The sequence below is a fragment of the Bacteroides sp. 1001302B_160321_D4 genome (genome assembly GCF_015667765.1).
GTDB lineage: Bacteria > Bacteroidota > Bacteroidia > Bacteroidales > Bacteroidaceae > Bacteroides > Bacteroides xylanisolvens.
Map to the genome: position 1 here is coordinate 39,527 of NZ_JADPLO010000003.1, position 25,361 is coordinate 64,887.

17 protein-coding genes are annotated in these 25,361 nt (G+C 38.8%); 10 read left to right on the forward strand and 7 right to left on the reverse strand.

Annotated elements, in window-relative coordinates:
* Positions 1-280: 280 nt before the first annotated feature.
* The 4 genes from KFO40_RS01820 to KFO40_RS01835 are packed head-to-tail and all read right to left on the reverse strand — an operon-like array spanning position 281 to position 4,524.
* On the reverse strand, positions 281-1,297 hold the full coding sequence (locus KFO40_RS01820) for a zinc-binding alcohol dehydrogenase family protein (RefSeq protein WP_055235207.1): 1,017 nt from the start codon (positions 1,295-1,297) through the stop codon (positions 281-283).
* Between the two features lie 25 nt (positions 1,298-1,322).
* Positions 1,323-2,615: an L-fucose:H+ symporter permease gene (fucP, locus tag KFO40_RS01825; protein ID WP_004314063.1), complete on the reverse strand. Its 1,293-nt coding sequence runs from the start codon at positions 2,613-2,615 to the stop codon at positions 1,323-1,325.
* Between the two features lie 38 nt (positions 2,616-2,653).
* Positions 2,654-3,577: an amidohydrolase family protein gene (locus tag KFO40_RS01830; protein WP_211146027.1), complete on the reverse strand. Its 924-nt coding sequence runs from the start codon at positions 3,575-3,577 to the stop codon at positions 2,654-2,656.
* 14 nt (positions 3,578-3,591) lie between these two features.
* Positions 3,592-4,524, reverse strand: coding sequence for an aldo/keto reductase (locus tag KFO40_RS01835; RefSeq protein WP_004309617.1), 933 nt, complete (start codon positions 4,522-4,524; stop codon positions 3,592-3,594).
* A gap of 179 nt (positions 4,525-4,703) precedes the next feature.
* On the opposite strand from KFO40_RS01835, the gene KFO40_RS01840 reads away from it, so the two are divergent.
* Entirely contained in the window at positions 4,704-5,738 is a 1,035-nt protein-coding gene (locus tag KFO40_RS01840; RefSeq protein WP_049701714.1) for a LacI family DNA-binding transcriptional regulator, read from the forward strand.
* Positions 5,739-6,089: 351 nt separating this feature from the next.
* On the opposite strand, the gene KFO40_RS01845 is transcribed toward KFO40_RS01840, so the two are convergent.
* The 3 genes from KFO40_RS01845 to KFO40_RS01855 form a co-directional block, all read right to left on the reverse strand.
* Complete coding sequence (locus KFO40_RS01845; protein ID WP_049701713.1) at positions 6,090-6,704, reverse strand: FKBP-type peptidyl-prolyl cis-trans isomerase; 615 nt, start codon at positions 6,702-6,704, stop codon at positions 6,090-6,092.
* Between the two features lie 11 nt (positions 6,705-6,715).
* Positions 6,716-8,257 (reverse strand): glycine--tRNA ligase, encoded by a 1,542-nt coding sequence (locus tag KFO40_RS01850; protein ID WP_004299629.1) that lies wholly within the window; start codon positions 8,255-8,257, stop codon positions 6,716-6,718.
* A gap of 103 nt (positions 8,258-8,360) precedes the next feature.
* Positions 8,361-8,867 carry an HU family DNA-binding protein gene (locus tag KFO40_RS01855; protein WP_004299627.1) on the reverse strand — a complete coding sequence of 169 codons (507 nt, stop codon included), beginning with the start codon at positions 8,865-8,867 and terminating at the stop codon, positions 8,361-8,363.
* Positions 8,868-9,099: 232 nt separating this feature from the next.
* On the opposite strand from KFO40_RS01855, the gene KFO40_RS01860 reads away from it, so the two are divergent.
* The 9 genes from KFO40_RS01860 to KFO40_RS01900 all read left to right on the forward strand — a co-directional run bounded on the left by KFO40_RS01860 (position 9,100) and on the right by KFO40_RS01900 (position 25,338).
* Positions 9,100-10,245 carry a XylR family transcriptional regulator gene (locus KFO40_RS01860; RefSeq protein WP_134985864.1) on the forward strand — a complete coding sequence of 382 codons (1,146 nt, stop codon included), beginning with the start codon at positions 9,100-9,102 and terminating at the stop codon, positions 10,243-10,245.
* A 167-nt stretch (positions 10,246-10,412) separates the two neighbouring features.
* The gene (locus KFO40_RS01865) at positions 10,413-11,624 is read left to right on the forward strand and encodes an alpha/beta hydrolase family protein (protein WP_369848678.1); all 1,212 of its coding nucleotides are present in this window, start codon (positions 10,413-10,415) and stop codon (positions 11,622-11,624) included.
* 30 nt (positions 11,625-11,654) lie between these two features.
* Positions 11,655-13,301 carry a hypothetical protein gene (locus KFO40_RS01870; RefSeq protein ID WP_004324506.1) on the forward strand — a complete coding sequence of 549 codons (1,647 nt, stop codon included), beginning with the start codon at positions 11,655-11,657 and terminating at the stop codon, positions 13,299-13,301.
* A 193-nt stretch (positions 13,302-13,494) separates the two neighbouring features.
* Positions 13,495-16,497, forward strand: a complete 3,003-nt coding sequence (locus tag KFO40_RS01875; RefSeq protein ID WP_248005553.1) for a SusC/RagA family TonB-linked outer membrane protein — start codon at positions 13,495-13,497, stop codon at positions 16,495-16,497.
* Positions 16,498-16,510: 13 nt separating this feature from the next.
* A complete protein-coding gene (locus KFO40_RS01880; protein WP_117683221.1) occupies positions 16,511-18,007 on the forward strand; it encodes a RagB/SusD family nutrient uptake outer membrane protein in 1,497 nt (498 codons plus the stop codon).
* A gap of 27 nt (positions 18,008-18,034) precedes the next feature.
* Positions 18,035-20,548 carry a hypothetical protein gene (locus KFO40_RS01885; protein ID WP_117683160.1) on the forward strand — a complete coding sequence of 838 codons (2,514 nt, stop codon included), beginning with the start codon at positions 18,035-18,037 and terminating at the stop codon, positions 20,546-20,548.
* A 90-nt stretch (positions 20,549-20,638) separates the two neighbouring features.
* Positions 20,639-22,243, forward strand: coding sequence for a beta-N-acetylhexosaminidase (locus KFO40_RS01890; RefSeq protein ID WP_117683159.1), 1,605 nt, complete (start codon positions 20,639-20,641; stop codon positions 22,241-22,243).
* Between the two features lie 17 nt (positions 22,244-22,260).
* A complete protein-coding gene (locus KFO40_RS01895) occupies positions 22,261-23,910 on the forward strand; it encodes a glycoside hydrolase family 32 protein (protein ID WP_117683158.1) in 1,650 nt (549 codons plus the stop codon).
* Positions 23,911-24,021: 111 nt separating this feature from the next.
* The gene (locus tag KFO40_RS01900) at positions 24,022-25,338 is read left to right on the forward strand and encodes a sugar MFS transporter (RefSeq protein ID WP_117683157.1); all 1,317 of its coding nucleotides are present in this window, start codon (positions 24,022-24,024) and stop codon (positions 25,336-25,338) included.
* Positions 25,339-25,361 lie beyond the last annotated feature (23 nt).

Genomic DNA, 25,361 nt, shown 5'->3' on the forward strand with positions numbered 1-25,361 from the left:
ATTAACTGGCTACATTATCTATTATTTGAAAGCTAATTATTTAAAATGTTCCTTGTTATCTTCCACATCACAAAAATAGAAAATGCAAACAGATATATTGCCCAAAGTATGCTACATGATTTCTTTGTGATGCTACATATCGGATAAAGGATGTTACATCTATATTTACTCATGTTACATCACCCTATCTCCCAAAGAGAGGAGACTGTATTCAGCCTCCTCTCACTTATTACATACCCAAACAACAGGTATCAACAACTATTCTTATTACAAGAACTTATCAGAACTCAACCAGTATGCGGAACACCTTTCCCGGATTAGCCGTCCATTCCTGCATAGCTTCCAAAGCTCCTTCCGGTTTTGCTATCTTCGAAATCAGTTCTTCCACCGGACAATTTCCTTCTTTCATATAATTAATAACCGCACGAAAATCGGCAGGTAACGCATTTCTGGAACCACGGATATCCAGTTCTTTCTGAACGAAATATTTTGTTTGGAAAGCCACTTCGCTCTTGGCATAGCCGATGCAAACCACACGCCCCGTGAATCCGACTTCATCCACCGCCATCACATAAGTGACCGGACTGCCGACAGCTTCAATCACCACATCGGCACCGAAGCCCTCCGTTACCTGTTGCATCCGTTCGTGTACATTTTCTGTCTTGGAGTTAATCACATAAGAAGCACCTACCCTTTTCGCCAGTTCCAGTTTCTCGTCATCCAAGTCGACAGCAATGACCGTTGCCCCTCTCAAAGCAGCACGTACAATGGCACCGATACCAATCATACCGCAGCCAATAACCATCACATATTCATTATCGATCACCTGCGCACGAGATACCGCATGGAATCCGACACTCATCGGCTCAATCAACGCACAATCGCGAGGAGAGATATTACCAGCCGGAATAATCTTCGTCCAAGGCAATACGGCATATTCGCACATCACTCCATTGCGTTGCACTCCTAACGTTTCATTATGTTCACAAGCATTGACACGACCATTACGACAAGAAGCACATTTACCACAATTGGTGTATGGATTCAATGTCACGTTCATCCCTTTTTCGAAGCCAGCCGGAACATTCGGACCAACCTCCTCAATCACCGCTCCTACCTCATGTCCCGGGATTACCGGTAACTTCACCATTGGATTACGCCCCAAAAAGGTATTCAGATCAGAGCCACAGAAACCAACATACTTGATTCTTACTAATACTTCACCGGCACCAACGGTCGGTTTTTCCAGTTCAACCACCTTCATTTCGGAGGGATTGACAATTTGAACTGCTTTCATTGGATATGTTTGATAAATAAATTTATTAATCGATTACTTTATAACCTTTCCAACCATAATATGCACAGAAGACAAAGCAAATCATCGGTACACAATAGGCCATATAATAGATATGCTCATTGGCATGCATGAAATAAGCCGTCAACTGTGGCAGACAGGCATTGCCGACAATAGCCATTACCAGAAATGCCGAACCGCTCTTTGTCTGATTCCCCAGTCCTTTTAGCGCCAATGAAAACTGCGTGGGATACATTATAGACATAAAGAAAGAGATAGCCAACATTGCGTATAACCCGATCATACCTCCCCATATCATCACTGCCCCGCACAAAAGAATATTCATCAAGGCGTAAACCAGTAGCATATCCTGTGGACGGAATTTCACCATCAATCCGGTACCGATCCAACGCCCCAAAAGAAATGCGAGCATATACAATCCGAAGAAGGTAGTCGCTGTATCTTCCGGCAATCCGGCATAAGTGCAACAGTAAACCAGGAACAGACTGTTTATCGCCGTCTGTCCGCCGTTATAGAAGAATTGCGCAATCACTCCCCACCGCAAGTGTGAGTGTTTCAATACACCGAAGTCTATCAGTTTTTCTTTCTGGCTACCCTCTTTCGTTTTACCCGAAGAAGTCGTTTTATCGGAAGAAGCCGTTTCTCCTTCGTCCCCAATCTTCGGCAATTTTGAAAAGATGAAGACAACAGCTATGGCAATCAACAGTATAGCCAATATCAGATAAGGAAGTTTCATGGCATCCGTTTCCAATTGGATATAGGCCTGCCAGCCTCCCGGATAATCTACAGGAAGGGTCTCTCGCGTGTAATGAGTTCCGCTAAGGATGAGCTTACTCAAAAACATGGCAGCGATAAAAGCTCCGAGTCCATTGAAAGACTGCGCCAGATTCAATCGGCGGGGAGCTGTTTCGGGGGCTCCTAAAACCGTCACATACGGATTGGCAGCTGTCTCCAGAAAGCACATTCCCGTAGCGATAATAAAGAAGATACAGAGGTAAGCCCAATATTCTTTTAAAATGGCGGCGGGAAAGAAAAGCAGGCCTCCGATTGCTGCTAATACCAGTCCGAAAATAATTCCCGCCTTATAGCTGTAACGTTTCATAAACATCGCTATGGGGATGGGGAAAATAAAATAAGCCAGCCAGTAGGCAGTCTCGGTAAAAGAGGCTTCAAAGGTATTCAGTTCACATGTCTTCATCAATTGCCGGATCATCGTGGGAAGCAGATTGCTGCTTATCGCCCACAGAAAGAACAGGCAGAAAACTAATGCTAAAGGTATTGTATATGTATTCTTTTTCATGGTATAAATCTAGTTTTACGATAAGGATGTTTTCTCTATCATTCGGACATGTTCTTGATGTAAGGAAGTACGGGGAGATCCGTGAATCCATAGAAGTTCCGGGCATTTTCTCCCAAAAAGAGTCTTTTATCCTCTTCCGTCAGCTCGGAAGACTTCACCACAAAATCGTATGACATCTTGTAGGTGATTGCTGTAATGGTGCGCGGATAGTCCGATCCCCACATCAGTTTCTCCATGCCAACTAAATCCGCCGCTTCCCGAATGGCCTTCACTGCTCCTTTGAAAGGATAAAATTCATCATTGAAAAGCCAGGTGATTCCGCCGGATTCAATCATCACATTGGGATGACGTGCCAGGCGGATTTGTTCTTTCCAGTCCGGACGTGTCACCATTCCGAAGTGCCCGACAGCTATTTTTAGGCGGGGACATTCCTGAATAATCTCTTCCATTTCGGGAACCTGTGTTGCTCCGTCAGCCAAATCGATGGAAAGCATGACATTCTGTTCTTCCATCGAATGAAACATCTGCATCATTTCCTCATTATTCAGCATTACCCGTCCCTCTTTTAACAACAAGCGTTGGGCAGGTATTTTTATAGCCTTAAAACCTTTGGCTATAAGCTCTTTCGCCTGCTCCAAAAATCCAGGTTTGCGAAACTCACACATTCCGCAAACAAAGAAACGGTTGGGATAATGGGAAACGACTTCCGACAAATAATCATTCTGAATACCGTCAATAAACTCTTGGGTAATGACAGCCGCAGCCACTTGCGCATAGTCCATATTCGAAAGAAAAACTTCCGCGCTATTCACTCCGTCTACCATAAAGGGCGGAACCATTTGCCGGATTTCTCCCATAAATTCCGAACGGCCATTTTCCAAAGTCCGGATAGGCAATCCGTCCACAACAGTATCCTGCCGTAACCACAGATGGGCGTGCGCATCAATAATTGTATAGTCCATACGAAGACGCTGTTTTATGAGTTCGCCCAACTTACACGTTTCTGCTCTCCGATAATCTCCTGCACTTCCCGAACGAGTTCCCAGTCAATAGGTTCTTCGATGAAAGCGATGTTCTTTTTCACATTCTCCGGATTAGTCGTACTAAACAAAGTCGTTGCTATACGAGGATTGCTGACGGAGAACTGCATAGCCAGTTTCTCAATCGGATAATTCTTAGCTTTGCAATGTTCCATTGCTTTACGGCAAGCCTCTACCAAGGGTTTGGGAGCCGGATGCCAGGCAGGAACACCACGTTCACTCAACAGTCCCATTGAAAGCGGAGAAGCATTAATCACGCCGATTTCTTTGGATTCGAAGTAATCCAGGAAGTCTGCTAATTTATCATCACACAGGCAATAATGGCAGAAGCTAAGCACAGATTCAATCGTACCGCTTGGTGAATGGTCAATTACCCATTTCAGGTTCTCGAGTTGCAAGTCGGTAATTCCAACGTGTCCTACCACTCCTTTTTCACGCAACTCAACCAAAGCAGGCAGAGTCTCATTAACTACCTGATTCAAATCGGCAAATTCAACATCGTGTACATTTATCAGATCGATAAAATCTATATTCAAACGTTCCATGCTCTCATACACACTTTCTGTCGCACGTTTTGCAGAGTAATCCCACAGATTTACTCCATCTTTTCCATAACGTCCCACTTTGGTAGAAAGGTAATAACGGTCGCGAGGAAGATCTTTAAGTGCCTTTCCTAAAACAGTTTCCGCTTTATAATGTCCGTAATAAGGAGACACATCGATAAAGTTCATTCCTGCCTCAACAGCGGTAAACACAGCCTGAATGCCTTCTTTTTCTTTCAAATCATGGAAAACTCCTCCTAAAGAAGAAGCTCCAAAACTAAGAGATGATACTTTCATCCCTGTCTTTCCGATTTCATGGTATTGCATACTTTTAGGTTTTAAATCATTTTGTATGCGACAAAAATAGGTCAGTAATAGTTTCAGTGCAGCAGAGAGCGGTCGAAAAACCAACGTAACGGTTTACGTAAAAAATATTGCTTCAGATGCTTTTAATTTTCCGGGAATGTGCTTTCTTTGTAAAAAGAATCTAAGTTGCAGACTTTCAAATGGAAAACCGGAAACATACTTCATTAAAAGATCTCGCCCAAGCATTGGGGGTGTCGATTCCTACTGTATCCAGGGCACTAAAAGATAGTCCGGAAATCAGCCGTGAACTTTGCGCCAAAGCAAAGGCACTGGCCAAAGAGATGAACTACCGTCCCAACCCTTTTGCCATGAGCCTGCGGAAAAATGCGCCACGTATCATCGGAGTGATCGTTCCGGATATTGTCACTCATTTCTTTGCATCAATTCTGAATGGAATAGAGAATATGGCTATTGCCAACGGGTATTTCGTGATTATCACGACCTCGCATGAGTCTTACGAGCACGAAAAAAGAAATATCGAGAATCTGGTCAATATGCGTGTGGAAGGCATCATCGCCTGTCTGTCTCAAGAAACAACCGATTTCTCCCACATCTCCGCCTTGAAAGACATTAATATGCCACTTATCCTGTTCGACCGTGTTTGCCTGACCGACCAATTTTCATCGGTGATAGCAGATGGGGCCCAATCCGCACAGATAGCTACACAGCATCTTCTGGATAATGGAAGTAAGCGGGTAGCTTTTATCGGAGGAGCCAATCATCTGGATATTGTAAAGAGAAGAAAACATGGCTATCTGGAAGCCTTGCGTGAAAATCGTATTCCGATCGAAAAAGAGTTGGTAGTCTGCCGGAAGATTGATTATGAGGAAGGCAAGATTGCCACAGAAACTTTACTGTCACTTCCACAGCCTCCGGATGCTATTCTTGCCATGAATGACACATTGGCTTTCGCAGCAATGGAAGTTATCAAAAATCACGGCCTCCGGATTCCGAATGATGTGGCAATCATCGGGTATACAGACGAGCAGCATGCTAATTATGTGGAACCGAAATTATCAGCAGTATCACATCAGACCTATAAAATGGGAGAAACTGCCTGCCAACTACTTATCGATCAGATAAAAGGAGATAAGACTATCAAGCAGGTGACGATTCCAACACATTTGCAGATTAGGGAGAGTAGTATAAAAAATCAAAAATGTAATCTTCTGTAATATAAGCAAGAAGGAACAAAACATAAGGAGTAGTCAAACGACATCATGACAATGAGGATTATGGATTGATGATGAAAATGAAAAGAATGCAAATCAAGCTATTGTATGGGATAAATGGAACAATCCTATAGGATATGACTTACCTGCAGATAAGAATTTCCATGGTATTACTCCTGGTAGAAATACAATATATGAAATACTTCAGTTTTAGAAATAATTCATAGAATAAAAATCATATCTAAACCAATGCTATATTAATAATAAGCTCCCTTATTCTATCCTTTGCCATAGATGAAATAGGATTAGAATAAGGGAACTTTATTTTAATAAATTCCAAATGATAATAAGTGATTATTTTTCGCACTTTAACATTTGAATATCAAATACTAAAGTTGAATAACCTAAAATAGTAATCGAAGAACCTTTTGGAGTATAATCACTACTACCATAACCATATTTCCATGGAACATACACTTCCAAACGTTCACCAATTTTTCTTCGTTGCAATACCTCTGACAAACCAGTCACAAGCCCATTAATTGTTAAGTTCGCAGTTCTTGAAAAATCAATGCTAGGATTCGCTTCAGTAAAAGAGCCATCAAACGCTTCCCCTATAAAGTTATCTTGTTTATCAACATAACCACCAGTATTACCCCAAATGATATAAGAACCTTTATAATATACAGTAACCTCATCTGTTGCCCGCGGGATAATATTTTGAATCACCCCATCTCCCACAGGAGTTTTCTTTTTAAAATAGATAGGAACTCCAGGATATGCAATCATATGAATAGAATCCAACTGACCACGTGTAGCGGTATTTGCATGAGCATTGGCTATTGAATCTATAAAAGCTTCATTACGTGCCTGCCAGTTATCATATTTGCCCGTCTCTTCCGTTTCACTGCAAGCAGTGAATGCAAGAGCCAGCAATAGGATGGAGAATAAATAGATCTTTTTACTCATTCGTCAAAGGTTTATTGTAAAGTTTTCAATAGAGAAGTGATGCTTACTCTGTCTGCGATGATATTATTCAATTCAGAGATAGCTACACGCTCTTGTTGCATGGTATCGCGATTACGCAATGTCACGCAGTTATCTTCTAATGTCTGATGATCGACTGTTACACAGTACGGAGTACCAATAGCATCCTGACGGCGATAACGCTTACCGATACTATCCTTTTCGTCATATTGGCAATGGAAGTGGAACTTCAGGCTGTCAATAACCTCACGGGCTTTTTCAGGCAGACCGTCTTTCTTTACCAACGGCATAACTGCCAGTTTCACCGGAGCCAAAGCAGCAGGTAATTTCAGAACCACACGGCTTTCACCATTCTCCAATTGCTCTTCGCAATAAGATGCGCTCATGATGCTAAGGAACATACGGTCAACACCGATAGAAGTTTCGATTACGTACGGAGTATAAGACTCGTTCAGTTCCGGATCGAAGTATTTGATGCTCTTGCCGGAGAACTTCTCATGTTGAGACAAGTCGAAGTTAGTACGAGAGTGGATACCTTCCACTTCTTTGAATCCGAACGGCATCAGGAATTCAATATCAGTAGCGGCATTTGCGTAGTGAGCCAGTTTATCGTGATCGTGATAACGATAGCTTGCATCGCCGAATCCAAGAGCTTTATGCCATTTCAAACGGATTTCTTTCCATTTCTTGAACCAGTCAAGTTCAGTTCCCGGTTTTACAAAGAACTGCATTTCCATCTGTTCGAACTCACGCATACGGAAGATGAACTGACGGGCAACGATTTCGTTACGGAAAGCCTTACCAATCTGTGCGATACCGAAAGGAACTTTCATACGACCCGTCTTCTGTACATTGAGGTAGTTTACAAAAATACCTTGTGCAGTTTCCGGACGAAGATAAATCTTCATGGCTCCTTCGGAAGTAGAACCCATTTCAGTAGAGAACATCAGATTAAACTGACGAACTTCTGTCCAGTTCTTTGTACCGGAGATCGGGCATACGATTTCTTCATCAATAATGATCTGACGCAATTCTTCCAGATTACCGTCGTTCAGAGCCTTAGCAAAGCGAGTGTGAAGTGCGTCACGTTTTGCCTGATGCTCCAATACACGTCCGTTGGTAGAACGGAATTGAGCCTCATCAAAAGATTCGCCGAATCTCTTGGCAGCTTTCGCTACTTCTTTATTGATTTTATCGTCATACTTAGCCAGCTGATCTTCGATCAACACGTCAGCACGATAACGTTTCTTAGAGTCTTTATTGTCAATCAAAGGGTCATTGAATGCGTCTACGTGTCCGGAAGCCTTCCAGATAGTAGGATGCATAAAGATGGCAGAGTCGATACCGACAATGTTCTCGTGCAACAGCACCATGCTGTCCCACCAGTATTTCTTGATGTTATTTTTCAATTCAACGCCCATCTGACCGTAGTCATACACAGCGCCTAGTCCGTCGTAGATATCGCTCGAAGGGAATACGAAACCATACTCTTTGCAATGCGATACAAGCTTCTTAAAAACGTCTTCTTGTGCCATTTTCTTTTCTATATCTATTAATTTGAATTTGCTTTTTTCGTAAAAAGTGCCACAAAGATAGGGATTTATCTCATAAATAAGACAGGGAGGGTATTAATTTATCTTATTCCTGAACTTCTTCATCGATTTCCGGTGCCACCATACGGTCATATTCTTCCCGCTCCTGCTCCCGGTCCGCTTTCTTCATTTCTTTGGTCAGCATCTCTTCGGGCATATACAGATTAAAAGGAATACGCATGCATTTCATCTTTTTCACTTCCCGGCTAAATTCAGGACAAGCCACGAAATAGACACGTGAAACGGACACTTTTCCCGGAGTTACCTGTTCGGGGCGTTCAAATCCCGGACTGGTCAGTGACGTATGAAATGTGCCAAGTCCTTCGATAGTAACCGGCTGTCCGATAGACAACAGACTACGGATAGCATCAACCATTTCCGTCAATATACCATCTATCTGCCCGCGATGAAATCCACTCCGTTTTTCCATGTACTCGGCAAATTCTCTATTCCGAATCGGATCTATCAGTTTTTTGGGTACACCATACCATAATTCTTTTCTTTCTCCCGATGTTAAATCGGCTTTTTTTCTCACTACATAAGGCACTGCCATCGTTTATACTCCTTTCTTTTTTCGTTTATACTCGCGTTCTATCTGACACCCGGGTGTCAACACCATTGAGACCCGGGTGTCAAGCATACCAACACCCGGGTGTCAGTGCTCATGAGACCCGGGTGTCAGATAAGTGTTGGCTGCAACAAAATTAAGTCTTTATTGCGAGAGAACAAAAGAATTCTTCTATATTTGTGCATCCCTACATTATACTAAAGAAAAACATAGAACTATGATTAAGATTCTTCTATTGATAGACTATTCAAGCGAATTTGACAGGAAACTGCTACGGGGACTTGTCCAATACTCCAAAGAAAACGGCCCCTGGCTCTTTTACCGACTACCTTCTTATTATAGCACAATGCATGGCGAACAAGGCATTCTGAAATGGGCGAAAGAATGGAAAGCCGACGCCATTATCGGTCAGTGGAATAACGATACGATCGATTTGCAGAAGGAGCTGAATATTCCAGTAGTACTACAAAACTACCATCACCGGAGCGTCACTTACTCTAATCTGACAGGTGATTATAAAGGAACGGGAAGAATGGCAGCCCAGTTTTTTGCCAAAAGAATGTTTCGCAATTTTGCTTATTTCGGCGTTAAAGGGGTGGTTTGGTCTGACGAACGCTGCGAAGGGTATCGGCAGGAAGTGAAACGTATCGGAGGCGAATTTTTCAGTTTCGAATCTGATAAACAGGAAGATGAGATAAGGATGGAAGTCAGCCAATGGTTACAGCAACTCCCCAAGCCAGTCGCTCTATTTTGTTGTGATGATGCGCACGCCCTGTTCATTTCTGAAACTTGCCGGATGAACAACATTCATATCCCCGAAGAAATCGCTCTATTGGGTGTAGATAACGACGAACTGATGTGTAATATTTCCGACCCACCCATTTCATCCATAGAGCTGGAAGTAGAAAGAGGAGGCTATTCTATCGGCAGACTCATCCACCAACAAATAAAGAAAGAACATGAAGGCACTTTCAATATTGTTATCAACCCCATCCGCATCGAACTACGCCAATCGACGGAGAAACACAATATCAAAGACCCTTATATTCTCGAAGTGGTGAAATATATAGATTCACATTACAGCTCCGACCTGACGATAGAATCTTTGCTTGCCAACATTCCGTTATCGCGCAGAAACTTTGAGGTGAAATTCAAGAATGCGATGAATACCTCTATATATCAATATATTCTGAATTGCCGTTGTAACCATCTGGCGGATTTATTGCTCACGACAGATCGGTCTTTAGCTGATTTGGCAATAGAGGTAGGGTTCAAAGATTATAATAATATCTCGCGCGTCTTTAAAAAATATAAAGGTTGTTCACCTCTTGAATATCGCCAAAAGAAGACTAGTCATATTTAATCTTCGTTTTTTGAATAGTACTTTTCGTTTTTACTATAAAAACTATTATAGAAACAACCTACTTTTGTCATAAAAGTTAATACTCTCTCAATTTAACGAAGAATGTATTAGCTATACCCAATCTTTGTTATATCCTTAAATAAATATATTCTAAAATGTCAAATACCATTCAAAAACACAGCAAAAGGAAAGCGCAGCTAACAATAAAGTTCGGATTTTCCAAACAGTTTTTTATATACTATATAATTATCTGCATAGGGTTCTGCACAGCTAGTTGTATAGAGAATAAACAAACTAATTCACTGCAATATAATACAAAAGCATGGAATAAAATAAAAGATTATTTCAATCCGCCAGTGATATATAAAGATAATTATGGAAATTATCGTTCCCCTCTGTTACTGAATAATGGAGACACTATCAAGAATGTAAATGATTGGAATAAAAAACGAAAAAAAATAAAAGATACATGGATGAATTTAATGGGGAAATGGCCTCCTATAATTAAAAATCAAAAATTTGAAATATTAGATACGCTTAAACGTGAGAACTTCTATCAATATCGTGTCCGCTTCTATTGGGTTCCTAATGAACAAACAGAAGGGTATTTACTAATCCCTGATAAGAGAGGGAAGAAGCCTGCTATTATTTCTGTTTTTTATGAACCTGAAACTGCCATTGGAATCGGTGGAAAACCTAATCGTGACTTCGCTTATCAACTTACTAAAAGAGGATTTATCACCCTGTCATTAGGAACAACCCAAACAACGAAAGAAAAAACATACTCCATATATTATCCGACGATCAATAATGCTTCTCTACAACCTCTATCAGCATTAGCCTATGCAGCTGCCAATGCATGGGAAGCATTAGCCAAAGTTCCTGATGTAGACTCTACTAAAATTGGCATTGTCGGACATTCATATGGAGGGAAATGGGCAATGTTTGCATCTTGCCTCTATGACAAATTTGCATGCGCTGCATGGAGTGATCCGGGTATTGTTTTTGATGAAACCAAAAGGGGATACATCAACTATTGGGAACCTTGGTATCTTGGCTATTACCCTCCGCCCTGGAAAGATACCTGGAACAAAAACGGATATACTAAAGCAAAAGGAATTTATTCGCAGTTACGTAAAAATGGGCATGATTTACATGAAATTCATGCACTTATGGCTCCCCGCCCTTTTCTTGTTTCCGGAGGCTTCTCTGACGGACCTGAAAGATGGATACCTCTAAATCATACAATACTCATTAATCGAATTCTAGGGTATGAAAACAGAGTAGCGATGACCAATAGAGCGAAACATGATCCTGATCCCGAATCAAATGAAATCCTTTACAATTTCTTCGAGTGGTATTTATGTTCCACTAGTTGACAAAAAACATTACATAATAAAAAATATCTTATGAAAAACTCAAAAATTAATTGCAGAGCCACTATCAATCGATTCATTTTGCTCTCTCTCACTTTATGCTATATTTCCACAGCATATTGTAGTAATAAGGAACAGGAAATAAAACAATTTCTCATTTATGATGCTATGTCATACATCGGCAAACCAGACTTAAGTTACTATGGTCTTCAGCCTGTTTATCTAATGTATGAAGTAACCTTGACAAAAAAACACTCCGATCATCCTTCAAAAGTCATACTTGACTTCAACAAAATCGAGAAACAAGCCAAACTTGCATCCTTATTTCCGAGAACTATGATTTCAACGGATATAGAACAATGGTATTACGAGCCTTCACTTACAGACCAGGAAATAGAACAAAGATTCGACACATTATTTAGTTACTTTAGACAAAATATTTCACCAAACATAACAATCGGCAACTATGGAGCCGCTCCTACAGCCTTATGTGTACACCGATACTACCATCCCAAAATGTCAGAAGATAGTATATTGATGACTTGGCGAAAAAGCAATAAAAAACGTTGGGCTGCACTCAAATATGCAGATGTAGCTCAACCCTCTCTTTACATTGCCGAGCCTAATATCGAATCTTGGATAAAAGATCTACAAATAACAGTAAAAGAAATAAAAAAGCACTACCCCAATAAAAAAATTATAGCATATATTTGGCCCCAATACTATGATAAAAAAGATAGTCCATATTATAAACAATTCATTCCCCCCCACATTTGGAAACAAATGCTAGAGGCTACTTATACATATTGTGATGGAAGTATCATATGGTCAAGTAGAACAGATGAAAATGATCAATCAGTATTCTGGGAGGATCTTCGGGTTCAACAAATCTGGGAAGTAACAAAACATTTTATCCATTCCCACAAAAGACAGATTGTGTTTCCTGAAAAAGAAAACTTGTCCATATTGACTTCTACTCCACAAGAATTCAATATATATTTAAACACAAATCACCCCCAATTAGCCCAATATGGAGTTCAGACGATACAAATGATTAATGAAAAAGATTTGGGAAACTGTACCAATGAAACTTTTGTTCTTGATGTAGACAAAGTGAAACAATTTGCCATACAAACTCCAAAATCCTCCAATACGCCTATATGTATTGCACCGATTAATAAAAAGAGTGATACATTAGATTATCAAGAAATTTACAAATTGTTAAAAAAAGACAATGGTAATCAAATATGGCAAATACCCTCCACAAGTTTAGGTAAACTAAGGCTTCATAATTCAAATATGCATGTCAACATGGGAAGTTGGGCAATAAATACAATGAATTCTCCGCAAGAGCCGGAAAAATTCACAGATGCCATTATCATAAATGCCCCTATCGTTGATAATGACACAATCACTTGGAAGAAAGAATTATACATTACTATAAAAGAAGCACAATTCAAATCTGAAGGAAAACCAATATATGTATATTTGCCAACCACCTCGCTTAATAACAATTATACAATAAAAGCAACGGAATGGAAAACTGCATTGAAAACCGCCCAACAATGGTGTAACGGTATAATAATACATGATATAAACAACAATCTACCTGACACGAATACAGCAATATGGCAAGAAAGTTTAAAATTCATAAAAGAAATGAAGAATACAGTAGATTAAACTTACGTTTTTTGAGGACTAGTCTGCGTAAAATCAAATCGATACCTTGATATATCAGGCTATATTTGCACTATTAGGATATCCAATCAATAAACTGCAATACCAAATTTAATACAAAATGAAAATGAAACTATTGAAAAGCAAAATTCTGCGAGATGCATCACGAATAAAATCTTTACCGATATGCATCTTTATGTTCTTTTTCCTTTTTACTCCCTTTGTTTATTCCCAGAGTAGAAAGCAAATAACAGGAAGCGTACAAGATGTTCAGGGAAACCCTCTTATTGGAGTTAGTATCTTGGAAACCGGAACATCAAATGGGACCATCACAGATATGAATGGTACCTACTCTCTCAATATAAGTTCCACAAATGCAACACTAAGATTCTCATATATTGGCTATGAAGAACAACTAATTAAAATACAAGGTCGAAATGTCATCAATGTAAAGATGAATGAAGAAACTAGTAATTTAGATGAAGTCGTAGTGGTTGGCTATGGGGTACAACGAAAGTCCGACTTAACCGGAGCTATATCTTCCATTAATGCAGCTGAGACTTTAAAAAAAATGCCTGCGGCCCAAGTAGCCGATTTGCTCCAAGGACGCATTGCCGGGCTTAGTATTGTAAACTCATCCGGAGCAGCAGGTGCTGCCCCTACGCTACGTGTCCGCGGTGTAAACTCCATAAAAGCAGACGGTGGCCCACTAGTCGTTATCGATGGTTTTCCTGGTGGTAACCTCAGTGCCATAAATCCCGCTGATATAAAATCTATTGAAGTACTAAAAGATGCCTCATCAACAGCAATATATGGTTCAAGAGGAGCCAACGGTGTCATCTTGATTACAACAAAGTCTCCTAAAGAGGGCAAATTATCAGTAGACTACAATGGTTATATTGTTGCCGGAACACCAGCCGACAAACCTTCCATCATGCCCGTAAATGAGTTCGCCCGTATGGCCAATGATTGGAATCAGGCATATTATGGTAAAGACCTATATACAGAAAGACAAATCACTAATTTCACCAATGGATATGATACTTATGATTATATGGGAAATATCATCAATGATTACGCCATCAGCCATTCTCATGACATCAGCATCAAAGGAGGAAATGATAAAATGAGCTTCTTATTTTCCACTCAATATATTCATAATAAAGGAATTGCCGGCCATTCCACAAATGACAGATGGAACTATCGTTTAAAAGTGGATGCTAATATCACTAAAAAACTAAAATTTGGAGCTAATTTTTATGGAATGATTAATAGTGCTGCAGGAAATAACTTCTCCGGACAATACAGTCTACTCACTTTGGCACAACAATTTCCGCAAACTGTACTTCCGTATGATAAAGAAGGAAACCTCACCCAAGGAACTATCGACAATACCGGTATTTACAATCCAATAGGTTTCATTGATGAACAAAAAAGGAATAACAACGAGGATATGACTTTTAATAACTGGTTACAGGCATATATCAGTTATGAAATTATTCCCGGATTAACATTCAGAAATGAACAGCAAATAAATATAGGAAACCGTTTTTATGGAACCACAAGCAGCAAACAAAGTATGAATGGATTCCTAAAAGGAAAATCATTAGCTACATATTATGATGCAAATTCATGGGGGTGGCGCATGACAAATACACTTAACTATACAAAGGAACTAAACAAGAATAATCGTATCAACGCTACTATTGGTGTAGAAGAAAGCCTATCACGTTCATACATCATGAGGCAGACTGCAGAAGGATTAACTTCCGAAAGCATCGGCTGGAAAAATATGATGTTGGCAGAAACCAGCAAACTAGAAGACAATGAGGTTAGCAAGACAACAGCCATATCATATTTCGGACGAATCAACTATGTCTTAATGAACCGCTATATGGCCACAGTAACATTCAGAAGAGACGGTTCTTCCTTGTTGTCTTACGACCATAGATGGGATAACTTTCCTTCTTTCAGTCTGGCTTGGAATCTAAAAGAAGAATCATTCCTTAAAAATATTAATTCTTTAGACCAATTGAAACTAAGATACGGATACGGAGTTTCCGGAAATCAGGCAGTAGCAGCTTATTCGGCATATACACAATATGATGCAACAATAGGGAATGGCCAAATAGCTTATACGCTTGTCCCAGGTAATCCTATATTAAAATGGGAAAAAACACATCAACACAACTATGGGGTTGATGCAGCTTTTCTAAATGGCAGAATTTCATTCACATTCGATTATTACGACAAAAAAACAAAAGATGCCATTAATACTGTAGTTCTCCCGGCAGATACAGGTTTATCATCCGGACTAAGAAATGCTGCTGAAATCAGCAACAAGGGGTTTGAAATTACTTTGGGAATTACTCCGATTACAGCAAAAGACTTCTATTGGAAAGCAGACATTTCATTGGCTCATAATAAAGCTAAAATTGAAAAATTAGGAGATATAGATTCGGATTTCATGGAAATAGGCACAGGATGGGGAAATTCATTCTATCGTTACTTTGTAGGAGAACCGATCGGTGCAATCTACGGCCTTCAATCCACGGGAGTGTGGAGTACCGAAGAGTATAATAACCCTGATATTAAAAAACCAACTTCTCCTACAGTAAGACCCGGCTCTTACAAATATGTCGATCAAAACGATAGTGGAACTATAGATGCAGATGATTATGTCATTATCGGTAACGGGCAACCCAAATTCAATTGGGGAATGAATAATTCATTTACCTATAAAAACTTTGACTTAAATATTTTCTTAATCGGTTTTCATGGATTTGATATTTACAATTACCCAAGAGCCAGACTTACAAGTTCCTTATCTCCATTCCCCGAATTAGCCGAACGCTGGATTGCAGGCAAAAATGAGAATGCAATTATAGCCGGATTCGGTAAGGACCGGGACGCTATAACAAGCCCTGAAACGGTAGCATCATCTACATTTGTAGAAAAAGGAGATTTTGTAAAATTGAAAAGCATTACTTTAGGTTATAATTTCTCCAAAGGTTTATTATCAAAAATAAATCTAAGTGCAGCGAGAGTATATTTTTCGATAAAGAATGTTTGTACAATCACTAAATATTCCGGAAACGATCCTGAATTGTCAATAAGTAACCCTCTACGCCCCGGACTTGATATGGGAACTTATCCCAGTCAAAGAGAATATCTACTTGGCTTAAATGTTTCATTCTAAATACAAGAATACAATGAAAAAATATATATTCATACTTCTGACAAGTTTTTCTTTAGCTTCTTGCGTAGACTTATTGCAAGAACCGCAAAGCAAATTAACGCCTGCCACCATCGAGTTGACAGAACAAACTCTTGAAAGCATGACCAATGGGCTTTACAAAGATTTATGGGGAGAAAATTTCGGCTTTAACTGCCGGTTGGCATCACTCGCATTGGCTGGTGACGATATGACTTCAGGTGCTTTGGACAAAGTCAGGAATGTTTTGGACGATCAACTAAAAGTTCCAATAGATAATGCAGATGTGCTAAATTTATGGAAATATTTTTATCAAACAATATACTCTGCAAATAATATAATATATCTAATCAATGAAAACGAAAATCTCGACACCCAAATAAGTAATAAGTATTTAGGAGAAGCCTATTTCTTCAGAGCCTTATCCTATTTCTATATCGTAAGATATTGGGGAGATGCTCCTGCTATTACAGACCCTAACTCAAGTACAGACATAGATGGGAGTAGTAATATGCCACGTAAACCGGTGAAAGACATCTATGAAAGAATAATTCTTCCTGATTTAAGTAATGCAATCAACCTGCTACCATTACAAAGCCGTGACAATAACAATCAGGCTCCAACCACCTGGGCTGCCAAGACTTTGCTTAGTGACGTATATATAACCATGGCTGGATGGCCATTAAAAGAAGAGAATTATTATGCAGAAGCTGCTAAAACTGCAAAAGATATCATAGAAAATGGACCTTACGATCTGGTCGGTGAATATAAAGATCTTTGGATGAACACTAAAAAGACGGATAAAACTGAACATATATTCGCACTACAGCATTCACTATCTTATTTACCAAGCCAATATGGCATATCCTATCTTGGAAAAGAAGAAAATGGCTGGTATGACTATGTAGGTGATCCTGTATTCTTCAAAAACTTCCCTAATGACAAAAGAAAAGAATTCTGCTATATTACATCAACCGTGGATACTAAAGGAAATCGGATTGACTGGGAAGACTTTGATATAGGCGCACCTTTTATCCGGAAATACAGGAACTATGGAGGCTGTGGAACATACGGTATTGATGGAAACACCTCTACACGTAGTTCACTTTCAGAAGGTCTCACTCCTATTTACAGATTTGCAGACGTATTGCTAATTTATGCCGAAGCCAGCAATAAAGCAGAGGGTTCCCCCAACACTCTTGCATATAAATGTTTAAATAGAGTCAGAGACAGGGCATTTGGAGATCAAAGTCATCAATATGCAGGTTTAACACCAGAAAAATTTGCAGATGCGGTATTCGATGAATTTGGCTGGGAAAATGTATTTGAATTCAAAAGATGGTTCCAATTGGTAAGAACAGAAAAAGTAGACGAGGCTATAGGCAAGAATGCAGCAATTGGAGCGAGATTAAACGCTAATAAAGAGAATTATCTTTTCCCGATACCTGTAAGACAATGCGAACTCAGAGGTTGGAAAAACAACCCTGGCTATTAAGTAATTTATCACAAAATCAAGAACTATATGAAAACATCAGAGATTAAATGGTTGACCATGTTACTATTCACTACCATGCTGTTCATTACTGCATGTAGTGACGACACCATTCGTCCTCCTTATTTAGAAGAGGAAATTGAACCTACTCCGGAAACAAAAGAATTTGTTGTTTACGATGCGATGAGTTATAAGAATAAACCGGATCTTACATCGGATATGATCTCTAACATACGCTTAATTTATGAAGCTTTCTTGTTAACTAATGAAGAGATTGATATGGATAAAGTTGCTACTCAAATCAGTATCACAAAAACATCCAACTATCAAACTGTCAGCACTGATATTGAAGCTTGGTATTCAAACAAGACCGATGAAGAAATTAAAACCGGATTGAAAACCGTATTTGACGCTTTTAAAAAAGAAATTCCCAGTTGTACTGTCGGTAATTATGGTATACCTGTGAGCGATTTAAACGTTTTCAGATATAATAGAACTGAACCAGAAGAAGAGATTATTAAATTATGGAAGAAAAAGAGCGAAAGAAGGCTCTCTGCCGGTGAAGTTTCAGATGTTCTTTATCCCTCATTATATATAATGACTCCGGACGTAGATCAGTGGCTGAAAGATTTAAAAACGACAGTAGAATATATCAAAGAAAAATTTCCTGATAAAAAGATTATCGGATATATCTGGCCGCAATATTATAATCTCAAAAATAATCCTGACTATATGAAATTCATTCCTGCTGAAAAATGGGATAAGATACTGGAAGGATGTTATACATATTTAGATGGAGCAGTGATATGGTCGAATGGAAAAGGTGAAGATGGTGAAACTGACGTTGCGTGGAATGACACAAAAGTCCAGGCAATGTATAGTGCTACAAAAACATTTATCGAACGGCACAAAGCTAACATAAAATTAGACAAGCCGATAGGCGGTGGCGATGATGGCGGATCAGAGCCTACAGAATTCTATGTATATGGTTCATTAAATTTCCAGAATACTCCTTCAAATCTATTAAGCTATGGTATACAACCCATATCAGTAATCAGTGAAGCTAATGTTTCCGAAACAGAAAAGCAAGGCAGTGTATATCCTCCTGTCATCGACAAGATCAAGAATTTAGCAACTGATGCTACACATCCAGTTTGTATATCTATCAGTACATGGCATGCGGACCGTTCTACAGATAATAGTGCAATGATGTCACGTTTCCAAACTGTATATAGCACATTCAAAGATAACAACTCAAAAGTAACAATCGGGTATCGTGGCGTTGGTCCCACAAGCCTCACCTCTCTCAGAGTCACCAACTATACTCAATCTGATTTTCAAAGAAATGACTCATGGCAGAGATACGCGGTAGAACCCATGAGAGGAATCAGGGAATATGCGGATGTATTATATCCTGAAGTTACAATCATCAATGACGATTTGGATACCTGGAAACAAGATTGCTCCGCAGTTCTGGAAGAAGCTAAATGGAATAATCCAAACAAGAAAATATTCGCCTGTATCATGACTAATTATTTCAACAAGACAGGAACTATACCAGAAGACTATGAAGCTTTTGCCGATGCATACAAGCCAATCAAGGAAGCTACCTGGTTGAATGCTCTTGAATATTTGTACCGAAGATGTGATGGTATTGTCATTATCGGTAATTGCCAAAAAAATGACCCTATTGAATATAGTGAAGACTTAGGTCTCATGAAGGCTACAAAAACTTTCTATGAAAATCATAAAAATATTATCGACAAGACATTACCCGAAGAAGAAAAGCCTACTACTGATAACCTAATTACAAATGGCGGATTTGAAGATAGTATAGAACCATCCTCCACATTGCCTGTCGTACATACGAATAGTCTTGTCCGCCCCCTAAGGCTTAGTGGTTTCTTTGATACTACAGCACAAAAAACATTTCCTACTGTAGATGGCACCGTTACTGTTCCTGATAATGTCTGGTTCCATAGATGCAACAACAATTCATGGTTCTGGTTTACCTATATTGATGATATGTCCATTGCCTATACAGGTGGTGGAACTCCAATCTCACATTCTGGTAATAAATCCGTAGTCATTTATATAGCAGCCAATGCGGATGCTGCCAAATACAGTAGTCATGCCAATAATTTAGAACACCTCCAGGGAGTTGCACAACGTTTATCCCTAGACGATAGCAAAAAATACAAACTACAATTTTTCTATTATCGTCCAAATCTTGTTTGGGGTACAACAGATGTTGCTGCAAATATAAACCATGCAGAAAAAATAGTCGTGGGAATTGTGTCCTCAACAGAAGCAAACGTAAATACAGACTATACATATGAAGAAGTTATCACGTTAGAGAAAACAGAAGGTTGGAAAGAATATAATATTACTTTTGATCTTCCCGATATCATCCAGAAAAATCCAGGTAAGAGTTTTGAAAAATGTGCCATATTTTTCAACATAGTACCTGAGATAGACAGTGCACAAAAAACACTGAAAACATTAGTTAATCTGGATGACATCAGTTTAACAGAGACGAAATAACAGAACATTCTTTAATTACAGTTTAATATAAATGGAATCTTAATTTATTTATATTAAACTGTAATATTGTTCATCTTATCCGACAAAAACATGAATAAAATTCTTCTAATATTATTTTTCATTGGAAACATATTAAATACTACCATCATACGTGGGCAGAATACTTGTCCTCTAATTCCATATCCACAAAGCAGTAGCAGGATAAATGAAACATTCCAACTATCAAGCAGATGTGTTATTGTATATACCGAAGAGTTTGAATCCCAAGCTTACCTTTTACAGAAAGAGCTTCTCCGATATACTTCAATCGCTGTAAGTACACTTCCTGATAAAGCAACTCTAGATTCAAATATTGTATACAATGTTATTAAACTTAAGAAAGACTATAAATTCAAATCAGAAGGATATTCTTTAAAAATGCACACCAAAGACATAACTATTACTGCTGGACAACCAAGCGGAATGATAAATGGTGTCATGTCTTTAGTTCAATTAACCAGATTATCCACGTTACAAAACACCCTTGTACCTATCGAATGCTGGGAAATAGAGGACAGCCCTTTATATGCCTGGAGAGGTTTTATGTTAGATGAAGCCCGTCATTTCTGGGGAATGAAAAAAGTAAAACAGATTTTAAACTGGATGGCCCTTTATAAACTAAATAGGTTCCATTGGCATCTAACCGACTCCCAAGGTTGGAGAATAGAAATAAAAAAATATCCCAAACTAGCTCTCATTGGAGGAATCGGCAATTATGGAGAAGAATACACTCCTGCTCAATTCTACACACAAGAAGAAATAAAAGAAATCGTAACTTATGCTCTAGAACGAAACATCCACATTATACCTGAAATCGATATGCCGGGACATGCATCTGCTGCTTCTAAAGCATATCCAGAATTTAGCGGTGGCGGTTCTCCTAAATATCCTGGATATACCTTTAACCCCGGGAAAGATTCCGTATACACTTATTTAACGGACATCCTAAAAGAAGTAGATGCGCTGTTCCCCTCGCAAGTAATCCACCTTGGAGGAGATGAAGTACATTATGGCAATCAGGATTGGAATACTAACAAGGATATCCAAGACTTGATGAAACATGAAAAAATGAAGAATTTAAAAGACGTAGAAAATTACTTTTTCCAAAGGATGGCTGATTCTCTTCTGCTTATTCATAACAAAGTTGCAGCTTGGGACGAAGTAGCTGATTCCCAATTATCTCCTGAACATACCATCGTATTTTTCTGGAGACAGAATAGACCTGAACAACTCCAGAAATCATTAGATAGAAAATTTAATATTGTATTATGTCCACGATTACCAATGTATCTTGATTATGCACAAGACACTTTACAAGTACATGGAGTTGACTGGAGAAAATTTTCATGCAACTCTTATCAAAAAGTATATTCTTTCAGTCCACAAGATATACCAGTCAAATATCCTAAAAATTGTAACATACTAGGAATACAAGCTAATCTATGGACAGAGCGTATTGAAACAGAGGACAGACTCGATTATATGCTATTTCCTCGGATAGCAGCACTAGCAGAAAATGCATGGACAAAGGAAATGAATAAGAATATCAATTCTTTCAATATACGTCTAAAAAAACAATTTGATTTATATAAGAAAGATCATATCTACTATTCAGATCCTTTTACCCCTAAAGAGACCGGAGAACCAGTTAGATAAAATCAACAATCAAAAAAATGAGCAGAGTTAATATTTACACGTTTCTATTTTGTACGACATTCCTTGCAATAGGATGTTATGCTCAACAGGCATCTTATCCCAAATCAAAGATATTACAAAAAAACTTTTCCAGCAATCTTAAAGATCAATTAAGAGAACTAGAAAAAGATTCTTTCGTACAATATTTAAACGAATGCCGGGAAGAATGGAAGAACAATCCCTACAGACCAATCTATCACTTTTCTAGTCCAGAAAGTATTTTACACGATCCTAACGGTTTATGCTATTGGCAGGGGAATTGGCATTTATTTTATCAATATTTGCCCTCTAAAGATTTTAGACAACACTGGGGACATGCGGTCAGTCATGATTTAATTCACTGGAAAGATCTGCCCATAGCTTTATATCCCAGCCCGGAAAACATGTGTTATTCCGGTGCCACCCTAGCCGAAAAAGACAAAGTCATAGCTATGTATTATGGAGTTGACTTAGGAGATATTGTGGCTACATCCAGCGATCCGTTATTACTAAACTGGAAAAAGGTAGCAACACCGGCCATTCCAAGAGTAAAATCAGGAGAGACTCTGCCATACTATGTGTTTGACCCTGCCATTTGGAAAGAAGATAGCATATACTATGCCGTGACGGGAGGACGGACAAATACAGGTCCCGGTAACAAAGCGATGCGATCAACTTCTCTTTTTTCTTCACAAGACTTAAAAATCTGGAAATACGAACATAACTTCATGAAAAATGAATGTTTCTTACCACCAGGAGAGGATGCTTCATGTCCATACTTTTGGCCAATAGGAAACAGATATATCTTTTTATTTTTTAGCCACACAACCGGTAGCCAGTATTTATTAGGAGACTACAATAAAGAAGAACATTGTTTTTATCCAACATTTCACGGACGTTTTAACTTCATGTCTTTTCTCCCCGGAGGAGTACATGCTCCAAGCGCAACAAGTGATGGCGAAGGAGGAGTCATAGTTATACATAACATGCATACAGGCAAAAAATCTCCCGGCTGGAGAGGTATTACAACACTTCCGAGAAAACTCACATTAGACAAATGTGACACAATCAACATACAACCTTATGGAGATTATAAATCACTCCGCACCCACCATCAACATATAGATAAGACCCATCTACCGGCAAACAAAGAAATCATAATCGATAACATACAGGGAAATGCACTTGAAATCAAAGCTGAGATCAATATAAAATCTTCGCCAATGATAGAAATGAATGTTCTACGTTCACCTGATAAAGAAGAATTTACTTCTATCAAATTTTTCAAAGATAGAGGGGTTGACTTAGTCAGAACAAATCCTGCACTGAAAAATCAAAGATGGAGTTTGATTTCACTTGAAACCGCCCACTCTTCTATACTTCCGGATGTAATATCCAGAGCACCAGAACTCGCTCCTGTATATCTTAAGCCGAACGAAACGCTTAAGTTACATATATTTATAGACAAAAGTATTATTGAAATCTTTGTTAATGACAAACAAGTAGTAACAACCCGAGTTTATCCAGGCAAAAAAGAAAGTGTAGGGATTTCTCTAAAATCACAGGGAAGAGATGCTACTCTTATTAGTATGGATGTCTGGCAGATGAAAAGCATATACAAAGAGTTACAGAATGATTTTATAAAATAATACTTGATAAGAATACGTTTTTTGAATATGATTTTTCGCTTTTTCATCAATCCATAAACCAAAGAAAGCATACTTTTGCTTTAAATAATTACTCAATAGAACACAGTTACTATGAAAAATAAGAACCTATCAAACGAAAAAAAGACCTACTACATCTCAATAGCCATTCTAGCCGGAATGTTCTTTATTTTTGGATTTGTATCCTGGGTCAACTCCATACTCATTCCTTATTTCCGTATATCCTGCGAACTTACACATTTCGAATCCTACTTTGTAGCATTTGCTTTCTACATTGCCTATTTTGTGATGGCTGTTCCGTCAGGGATACTATTAAAGAAAGTAGGCTTCAAACGAGGAATCATGTATGGCTTTATGTTAACTGCATTAGGAGCCTTCATATTTGTTCCAGCCGCTTTAGCTCGACAATTCGAAATTTTCCTGATCGGTTTGTTCTCCATAGGAACAGGTCTGGCAATCCTGCAAACGGCAGCTAATCCGTACGTAACCATTATTGGTCCGATTGACAGTGCTGCCCGTCGTATCAGTATCATGGGTATATGTAACAAGTTTGCCGGAATTATCTCTCCTCTCATTTTCGCTGCATTGATTCTAAAAGCTGATGACAGCGAACTTTTTGCCCTGATAGAATCAGGTACACTGGATACAATGACCCAAAGTGTTATGCTTGACGAACTGATACAACGTGTCATCGTTCCGTATACGATACTAGGAATACTACTTTTATTAGCAGGCATCGTCATTCGATATTCTGTCTTACCCGAAATTAATACGGATGAACAAAATGCGACAGACGACAAAGAAAGCAGTCATAGTAATCAGAAAAACATTTTTGGTTTTCCATACCTTATTTTAGGTGCATTGGCTATTTTCTTTCACGTAGGAACACAAGTGATAGCCATTGATACCATCATCAATTATGCTAATTCCATGGGTATGGATCTATTGGAGGCAAAAGCATTTCCCTCATATACTCTGGCATGTACGATGATCGGTTATATATTGGGAATCATCGTAATTCCTAAATATATCTCACAGAAAAATGCACTGATTATATGTACAGTACTAGGACTATTCCTTTCATTCGGAGTTGTATTTGCCGACTTCAATGTAACCCTTTTCGGCCATCAAGCCAATGCCTCCATCTTTTTTCTCAATGCATTAGGTTTTCCAAATGCACTGATTTATGCAGGTATCTGGCCGTTATCCATTCATGGTCTGGGAAAGTTTACCAAAACAGGTTCCTCACTGTTAATCATGGGACTCTGCGGAAATGCAATCCTTCCGTTAGTTTATGGTCACTTTGCTGAAATATACGATTTACGTATCGGCTATTGGGTATTAATCCCCTGCTTCCTTTATCTTGTATTCTTTGCTGTCAAAGGACACAAAATCACTTCATGGAGATAAAAAACAAATGAATAAACCTCAAA